The following is an 8,477-nucleotide window of genomic DNA, read 5'->3' as shown; positions in this document are numbered from 1 at the left end:
AAACGCTCGGCTGGGACACCCCAGCCGAGCGCTTGGCTAAGCTCCTGACCGAAGCCAGTTGATCAACTGTGTTGCGACGACCCCTGGAATCCGCCGAGCCGGGGGCCTTTCCGTTGTCAGCTCATCAGATCCAGCCGGCGACGTGCAGCGTCACGGAGCGGATCGAGCCCTTGTCCGAGCCGACGACGTCCTGGACCTTGAACGTCCAGTTGCCGTCCGCCGAGTCCGTCAGCAACGAGGACAACGTCCCCGTGGCCGGCGTCCAGGAACCGGTGAACGGCGCTTCCCCTGGCTGCACCGACGAGAACGACCTCGTGGCCGAGTCGTCGAACACCGCCTGGCAGATGTTGTTCCCGGTCCCACCGGACCGCGAGAACAACGTCACGGACTTCCCGGACGGCGACGTCAACGTCCCCACCAGGTCGCCGACGAACGTGTGGTCGATGCCCACGGTCGTCGCACCGTCGGCGGCCGAGCACGTGGCCCCGTCCACCGAGAACTTCAGGTTCGACGCGCCACCGACACCGGTGACGGGCACCGAGATCGACGCGCCCGTCTGGTCGTTGTCCGGGATCGCGACCGGTGCCCCGGTGTAGGCGAACGTCTTGAACTCACGCGAAGGCTCACCGACGCGGTAGTTGAACGACGCCGCCGTGGGCGAGGTCGACCCGGCGTAGGTGACCCTGGCGTCCAGCTTGACCGCCGACCCCAGCGCGGCCGAGGCGGGCACGGTCACCTTGAAGGTGTTGGACACCGTCTGGCCGACGTCGATGTTGCCGTAGTACTTCGACCGCGGCGCGATGGTCACACCGGCGGTCGGAGAGGTCAGCACGACGGAGGTCGAAGCGGCGGAACCGTCTCCGCCGTTCGTCACCGGCAGCGTCACCGTGGCCGTGGTGCCCGGCTTGAGGTACTGGCTGCCGTCGGCGTCGTTCACGATCGTCGGACGCTCGGCGCGGGCCAGGGCCTGCGGGGACGCGCCCGTGTAGGCCAGAGCCTTGTCCGCCATCACGATGCCGGCACCGGTGCGGTTGTCCACACCGGACTCGACGATGTCGATCGCCGTCGAGACAAGAGCCTCGCGAACCTCGACGGGCTTCAGCGTCGGGTTGCCGGACAGGATCAGGCCGGCGATCGCGGCGGCGTTCGGAGCCGCGGCCGACGTGCCGAAGAACGGCGCGAAGCCCGGCACCGACGTCGTCACGCCGTCGGCCGCGGTGAGGTCCGGCTTCTGCCGGGTCTCGGCGAGCGGCGTGCCGTCGGGCGCGAAGAACGTCTTGCGCGGGCCGTCGGAGGTGAAGCGCTCCGGCTTCTGCGCGCTGGTGAAGGCGTCCGGGAACGGGCCCTTCGGGTTGGCGGGGTCACCCGGCTCCAGGTCGAACGGCAGCGCCGCCGCGGCCGGGGCCGCCGCGACCGAGATCGCGCCCTTGGCCGCCGAGTGACCGCGGGTCATGCCCGGCGTGACGAACTTCTTGAGGCCGTCGCTGGAGTTGGCGAACCGGCCGCCGAACAGCGACAGGTCGATGTACTTGTCCTCACCGCGGAACTTCACGACCGCGAGACGCGTGCCCGTGGAGCTGGCCGGGGTGTTGAGGCGCTCGAACGGGTCCTGCGCGCCGTCCTGGTTGTTCTGGCTGAACGTGACGACGTTGCCCTGGGCGTTGACCAGGTAGAGGTCGTAGTCGTTGAACGACTGGCCGAGCGGGTCGGCCCAGTGCAGCGTCACCGGGGTGTCGCCGGAGAAGTTCGACAGCGGGTCGAACAGCTGCTTGGCGTTCGGGTTCGGGTCGAAGTCGTGCGCGGTGCCGGCGAACTTGCCGACGCCCACACCGGAGTCGACGAACTGGCCCTCCCAGTGACCGGAGGTGCCGTCCGCGACGTTGCCCTGGTTGCCGGCGCTGGAGAAGAACAACGCGCCGTCCGCCGCGACCGCGTCCACGGCGCGCGCGATGATGCCGTCCTGGAACGGCGACTCGTTGAAGTAGATGACGTCGTCGACGATGACGTCGCAGCCGAGGTCGAACCGCAGCTTCTTGATGTTGTCGGCGAAGCTCGCGTCACCGTTGAACGCGGTGGCGAAGCCGAGCTCGGCGTTGGGCGCGAGGTCGTGCAGGATCTCGAGCATCGCGGTGCCCTCGTCACCGGAGCCCGCCTGTCCCGGCAGGACGTCGACGGCCGGCAGTTCGCCCGCCGCCTGCGACACGGCGACGGAGTTGATGCCGTCGGACAGCGCGCAGAGCTTCACGCCGACACCGGTCACGTGGAACGAGCCACGCGCGGCTTCGGCGGCGTGCGCCTTGTCGCTCTCGCTGACCTTGGCCGCCTGCACGGACATCTGCTTCTCGGCGAGCCTGCGCTCGATCTCCCGAGCCTTGTCCTCTTTGGACGGCTTCGCCTTGCTCTTGTTGTCCCGCTTGTTCTTCACGTCCTGCGTCATCGCGTCGCTGCCCGGCTCGACACGTGCGACGTCGGAGCGTGCCGCGATCTCGGAGATCCTCGCAACCGGAACCTCCGCGCGCACGGTGCGGTTCTCGGAGGACACTGCCCGGATCTGTCCGCCCACCGCGCGGACAGCGTTGACAAGGTCCTCGGAGTACTGCTTGGCGCGGATGTCCACGAGAGTGGTGGACTGCGGCGTCACGGCAACGCCGGTCTGCACCTGCGGAAGGGAGCTCATCGTCCCCATCTGGGTGCGCTTGCGCGCCTCCACGACGAGCGCGCTGTCCACTTTGGACTCGGCTGCGGTGAGCGACTTCTTGATGGACTGCAGCGCGGCGATCTGGGTCGCGGTGCGGTCGGTGATGGTCTTGGACGCCTTGACCGGATCAGCGGAAGCAGGCGTGACAGCGGTGAGTGCGGCCAGCAGAACTGCGGTACCTGCGGTGACTAACGTCGTGCCTCTTCGAGATCGGCGCACAGGGTTTCTCCCCCGAACGTGGCGTGCCCGGATTGAATCCCCACCCGGGCAACGCGGCCTGCGACCGGATGATCCCGGTCGAGGCGCCAACGTATGGTGCTTGCCTGATCACAGTCAGCATCCGATTGGGCTACTTCTCACTTAGCAGACACAATCACACTTCACAGAACAAAAGCGTCAGTCCACAACTGACCGGTTCGCCCGGAAAGGGCTTCCAGCAGCGCCGCGGCCTGGTTGTCGGTGAGCGAGGCGACGAAGTCGACGACGGCCCTTCCCCGTGCCAGCCCTCGAACGACGTCGGGCCCGACCGGAAGCTCACCGGCGGGACCGACCAATGTGGACGGCTCCGTCCGGGCGAGTGCCGCGTACTCCGTTTCGGCCAGCTCGACGAGGTCGTGCAGCCTGCGCGGCAACCGATCCGCCTCCGTCCGGTCCGTCACCCACTGCTCCAGCGCGTCCACCAGCGACCCGAGCAGCCGCGCCTGTCCCCTTTGGTGCAGTGCCAGATCGGGCCGCAGCAACACGAACCTCCGGTGCACGAACTTCAACACCTGCACCTCGTGCCACTGCTGCACGGCCAGCACGACGTGACCGGACCTCGGCGTCGGCTCCTCGATCACCCCGACCGCGTCCACCAGCCGGCGCGTCCACCGCGCGCTGAACCCGGCGACCGCCTGCTCCGCCTCGACCGATCCGTCGAACGGCACCGACAGCAGGCCGTCCACGAGCTCCTTGCTGACCTTCCGCACCGCCAGCGCGAACGCCTCGTCGCTCATCACCCTGGAGTCCTTGAGGTGCATGCGCCTGCGCAGCGTCTCCAGCGACCGTCCGGGCATGCGGATCTCCGCGCTGAGCTCGGCGTCGCTCAGTCCGGCGAGATCCAGCGCCTGCGTCTGCCACGTCCCGAGCTCCGCCGAGACCGTCGCGTGCTGCAACACCCCGACGCGGTGGAAGTCCTCGAGGTCGTGGATCGCGTAGGCGATGTCGTCCGCGGTGTCCATGACACTCGCCTCGACGGTCTGCTGCCACGCCTCGATCCGCCCCTCGAAGGGCTCCCGGGCCTGCCTGAGGTCGTTGATCTCCGTCACGTACGCCGAGAACTTCGAGCTGCCGGTCCCCGGCATGTCCTCGGGCTCCGACGCACCGCGAGGCGCGACGTCCATGTCGAGCGCCTGGTGGCGGGTCCACGGGTACTTCAGCATCGCCGCCCGCACCGCCACGGTCAGGTCGAGCCCGAGCGCCTTGGGTCCCCGCACGTCCGTGGTCGTGACGATCCGGAACGACTGCGCGTTCCCCTCGAACCCGTCCGGCAGCCCGAACCGGTGCCGTGCCAGCCGGTCCAGCACCTGCTCGCCGAGATGGCCGAACGGCGGATGCCCGAGGTCGTGCGCGAGCGCCGCCGCCTCGACCACGTCCGGGTCGCACCCGCCGAGCTTCTCCAGCACCGCGGTCAGCTCGGGCCGGTTGGTCAGCCTTTCCGCGATGGCACGCGCGGCCTGCGCGACCTTGAGGCTGTGGGTGAGGCGGTTGTGCACGAGCAGACCCGACCCGGTGGAACTGACCACCTGCGTGACGCCACCGAGCCGCGCGAAGAACGGCGAGCTGGCCACCCGGTCGCGGTCGACGCGAAACGGGTTCGTCGCGAGGTCCGCGGTCCGGCCGACGCCCGCGGACCGGCGGGCGGAGCGCTGCTCGTTGTGCATGGGACAGAAGGTACCGGCCCCCTCGCCCGGACCTGCCGACAACGCCGACGTGCCCGTCGACCACACCAACCGGACAACACGTGGTACTTCCAAGTGGACATCCGCCCTGTACGCGAACTACGTCCCGAACGCGGCCAAGGGGACCTGACGATCCACCCACCGCGCGTGCCGTCACCAGGGCGAACACTCCGAACGGGGTAGCCTGAACGCCACGGCGGGATGTTCGCGGAGGATGGTGTCACCGGTGGTTGGCCAGCGCGCGGGGTTCGGCCGGGGCTTCCCGTTCGTGGGCCGCCGCCACGAACTGGGGCTGCTGCTGGACGCCATCCGTCATCCGCCGGCCGTGATCGTCGTCGAGGGCGACGCCGGCATGGGCAAGTCGCGGCTAGTGCACGAGGCCACCACGACGTTGAGGGCGAACGGCTGGCGGGTGGTGACCGGCTTCTGTCACCCGTTGCGCGAACCCCTCCAGTACGGGCCGGTGGTCGACGCGCTCGGCAAGGCAGGACCGTGGCTGGCGGACACCGATCTCCCCCGACAGCGGGCGCACTGGCCCCGTTGCTGCCCGATCTCGCCGGTCTGCTGCCACCGGCACCTCCCACGCCGGACGATCCGGGTGCGGCACGCCATCAGCTGATCCGGGCCGTGCGCGCGGTGCTGGCCTCGATCGGCCGGGTGGTCGTGGTCGTGGAGGACGTGCACTGGGTCGACGACGCCACTCGCGAGCTGCTCCTGCTGCTCGCCCGCGACCTGCCGGACCAGCTCGTCCTGGTGCTCACCGGCCGCGCCGAGGGCCTGCCGGACGGTGCCTCCGTGCTCGGTGCCGCGCTTCGTCCCACCGTGATCCGGCTGGCGCCGCTCAGTGAGTGCGACATCGCGAAGCTGGCCGGTGAAGCGCTCGGTGCCGGCGCCACTCCCGAGCTGTGCGCGGTGCTGCACCGCCGCAGTGAGGGCTTGCCGCTGGTCGCGGAGGAGGACCTGCTGACGGTCCGCGACCAGTCCCGTCAGGACGCACGCGAACTGGAGCAGGCCGACGTGCCGGAGAGCCTGCGGGCGGCGGTCACCGAGCGGCTGATCGGGCTGTCCCCCGCCGGTGCGGCGGTGGTCGACGCGGCGGCCGTGCTCGCCGTGCCCGCCTCCGAGGCGCTGCTCAGCGAGCTCGCCGGGCTGGAACCCGAGCAGGGGGCGCAGGGCCTGATCGAGGCGATGGGCGCCGCGGTGCTGCGCGAGACCGGCGTCGGCCGGTACGCCTTCCGCCACGTGCTGGCGCAACAGGTCGCCCACCGGCACATCCCGGGACCTCGCCGCGCCCGCCTGCACCGGCGCGCCGTCGACATGCTCCAGACGCACTCCCCGCCCCACTGGTGCAGATCGCGCACCACACCCTGGCGACGGGTGACCACGAGGGCTGGCTCGTGCGCGCCGAGCAGGCCGTCGACCAGGCCGTGGCACTGGGCGACACCGGTACGGCCGCCACGATGCTGCGCCAGATCCTGAACCAGCAGCAGGTTCCCACCGAGTCGCGCTCCCAGGCGGCACTGGCTCTCGCGAGGATCGCCAATTCGGGCGTCGACTACGTCGAGACCGCCGGCGTGCTCAGGTCCGTGCTCGCCGACCTCCGGCTGCCGGAGGCGGTCCGCGGCGAGATCCGCCTGGGGCTCGGTCTGATCACGCTCAACCTCTCGGGCGACGCGGACGGCTTCCTGGAGCTCGAACGCGCCGTCGGTGAACTGGCCACCCTTCTGGACAAGGCAGCGCGCGCGATGATCGCCCTGGCGCTGAAGGACCAGGACGACGCCGCCGCGCACGCGTGGACGTGGCTCGGCCGGGCCGAGCAGGCCGTCCGGGACAGCGCGGACGAGGGGATCCGGGCGGCGGTGCAGGGAACCCGGCTCCTGCTGATGGCGAGGGAGGGCGATCCCGCCGTCTGGCCGCTGGTGGACCTGCTGCCACGCCGCGACGCCGGCCACGCGGTGCTGAGCCAGACCTGCTACGCGTTGTACAACCTCAGCGAGACAGCCGCCCTACTGGGCCACGACCGGCGGGCCCGCACCTATCTGCTGGAAACCCAGGAGCTGGCCGGGCGCACGGACCACCGGCCGTTCCAGTGCCTCACCAGCGCCAGACTCCTGCACCTCGACTGGCTGGCCGGCCGGTGGGCAGATCTGGAAGCCCGGTACGCCGCACTGGCACGCGCCTACCCCGACGTGCGGCTGGTCGACATCGACTACGCCATGAGCCGAGGTGGTCTCGCGCTGATGCAGGGCCTGATCTCCCAGGCCCACGAACACTTCACCGCCGCAGCGGCGCACGGCGACAAGACGTGCTCGGCCGACGTGAGCCTGGGAACCGCCGCCGCCCTGACCGCGACGACGCTCGCCCAGCGCGACCCGCAGGCCGCCTGGGCGATCGCCGAGCCTGCGGTGGCCACAGTGCGCAGACACGGCACGTGGGTGCTGGCCACTGGGCTGGTCCCGGTCGCCGTCAAAGCCGCCCTGGCGTGCGGGCACCGAGAAGCGGCCGAACGGCTCGTAGCCGACGTCGGTGAGGGTCTGCGCGACAGGGACGCCCCAGCCGCCGCAGCCGAGCTCGACGTCGCCAATGGACTGCTCCTGCGGGACACCGCACCGGTGGCCGCCGCGGAGCACTTCGCCGCGGCCCGCGAACGTTGGCAGGACATCGGCAGGCCGTATCACGCCGCGAAGGCCGCGGAGCTCCGCGGGAAGGTCCTGGCGTGCTCCGCTGCCGAGGACGCGGCCGTGCTCTTCGCCGAGGCACTGAGCGTCTACACCGATCTCGGCGCCACTGCCGACGCCGCTCGCTGCCAGCACCGCCTGCGCTCGCTGGGCCTCGGCGAGCGGCGCCGCGGCTACGGCACCGAACTGTCGCCGCGAGAGCTGGAGGTCGCCGAGCTGCTCGTGCGCGGCGCCACCAACATCGACATCGCCCAGACCCTGTTCCTGTCCCCGCGCACGGTCGAGAAGCACGTCGCCCGCGTACTGGCGAAGCTCGGCACCACGAGGAAAGACGTGCACACGGCACTGCCCTGAACCCGGCCCTCATTTGGAACTCAGGATGATTTCCTCCAATTCCGCCAGGGTCTGGATCCGATAGCGGGCTCCGGAGAAGTCCTGTCCTTTCGTGAATTCGTTGTGGACGACGGCGCAGTCGATGCCGGCCGCCACCGCCGAGCGCAGCCCCCGGGCCGAATCCTCGACGACCAGGGTTTCCTCCCTGCTCGCCCCCAGCCGATCCAGGCCGGTCAGGTACGGCTCCGGGTGCGGCTTGGCGAGCGTGTAGTCCTCACGCGCAAGAACGAAGTCCATGAACTGCCTGATCTGGCGCTTCTCGTGGATGATGTCGAAATCCGCGCGCTTCGCGGTGGTCACGATGGCCATGCGGACGAACTTCGACAGTTCGGCCAGGGCTTCGACGACGCCCTCGATCTCGATCGACTCGGTTCTCAGGTACTCCTGGTAGTAGGCGTCCCGAACCACGCGCTGCCTGGCGATGGTCTGCTCGTCGACACCTACAGCCTCGGCCTGGGCCCAGGTCCCCCGTCCCTGGCCCATGTCGCTGAGGTACTGATCCTCGTCCAGGACCACACCGATCTCGGCGAGAGCGCGTGCTCCCGCCTGGAAGTACCAGAACTCGGTGTCCACCAGGACGCCGTCGTGATCGAACAGCATGTAGCGCTTCACGCATGACAAAAGCCCCTGAGGGGAACGCTTGTGGCGCTCGACCCTCAGGGGCTTCTGTACGTAAGTTCGGCGGCGACCTACTCTCCCACACCGTAACCAGTGCAGTACCATCGGCGCAGAAGGGCTTAACTACCGGGTTCGGAATGGGACCGGGTG

General features: G+C 69.9%; 6 protein-coding genes and 1 rRNA gene. 3 read left to right on the top strand and 4 right to left on the bottom strand.

What is annotated here, in order from left to right:
• Nucleotides 1-124: 124 nt before the first annotated feature.
• Entirely contained in the window at nucleotides 125-2,917 is a 2,793-nt protein-coding gene (locus tag ABZ345_RS47110) for a S8 family serine peptidase (RefSeq protein ID WP_359862255.1), read from the bottom strand.
• 161 nt (nucleotides 2,918-3,078) lie between these two features.
• Complete coding sequence (gene dgt / locus ABZ345_RS47105) at nucleotides 3,079-4,620, bottom strand: dGTP triphosphohydrolase (RefSeq protein WP_359862253.1); 1,542 nt, start codon at nucleotides 4,618-4,620, stop codon at nucleotides 3,079-3,081.
• 244 nt (nucleotides 4,621-4,864) lie between these two features.
• On the opposite strand from dgt, the gene ABZ345_RS47100 reads away from it, so the two are divergent.
• The 3 genes from ABZ345_RS47100 to ABZ345_RS47090 are packed head-to-tail and all read left to right on the top strand — an operon-like array spanning nucleotide 4,865 to nucleotide 7,670.
• Nucleotides 4,865-5,257 (top strand): ATP-binding protein, encoded by a 393-nt coding sequence (locus tag ABZ345_RS47100; protein WP_359862251.1) that lies wholly within the window; start codon nucleotides 4,865-4,867, stop codon nucleotides 5,255-5,257.
• The gene (locus ABZ345_RS47095; protein ID WP_359862249.1) at nucleotides 5,179-6,117 is read left to right on the top strand and encodes a hypothetical protein; all 939 of its coding nucleotides are present in this window, start codon (nucleotides 5,179-5,181) and stop codon (nucleotides 6,115-6,117) included. The genes ABZ345_RS47100 and ABZ345_RS47095 overlap by 79 nt, the downstream gene beginning before the upstream one ends.
• Entirely contained in the window at nucleotides 6,099-7,670 is a 1,572-nt protein-coding gene (locus ABZ345_RS47090; RefSeq protein WP_359862257.1) for a helix-turn-helix transcriptional regulator, read from the top strand. Before ABZ345_RS47095 ends, ABZ345_RS47090 begins: the two co-directional genes overlap by 19 nt.
• Before the next feature lie 9 nt (nucleotides 7,671-7,679).
• Here the strand turns inward: ABZ345_RS47090 and ABZ345_RS47085 are convergent, their stop codons facing one another.
• On the bottom strand, nucleotides 7,680-8,309 hold the full coding sequence (locus ABZ345_RS47085) for an HAD-IA family hydrolase (protein ID WP_359862248.1): 630 nt from the start codon (nucleotides 8,307-8,309) through the stop codon (nucleotides 7,680-7,682).
• A 76-nt stretch (nucleotides 8,310-8,385) separates the two neighbouring features.
• A 5S ribosomal RNA gene (rrf, locus tag ABZ345_RS47080) occupies nucleotides 8,386-8,477 on the bottom strand; the annotation flags it as partial.

Source organism: Lentzea sp. NPDC005914, from assembly GCF_040629405.1.
GTDB lineage: Bacteria > Actinomycetota > Actinomycetes > Mycobacteriales > Pseudonocardiaceae > Lentzea.
This window is presented reverse-complemented; position numbering and strand designations above follow the sequence as displayed.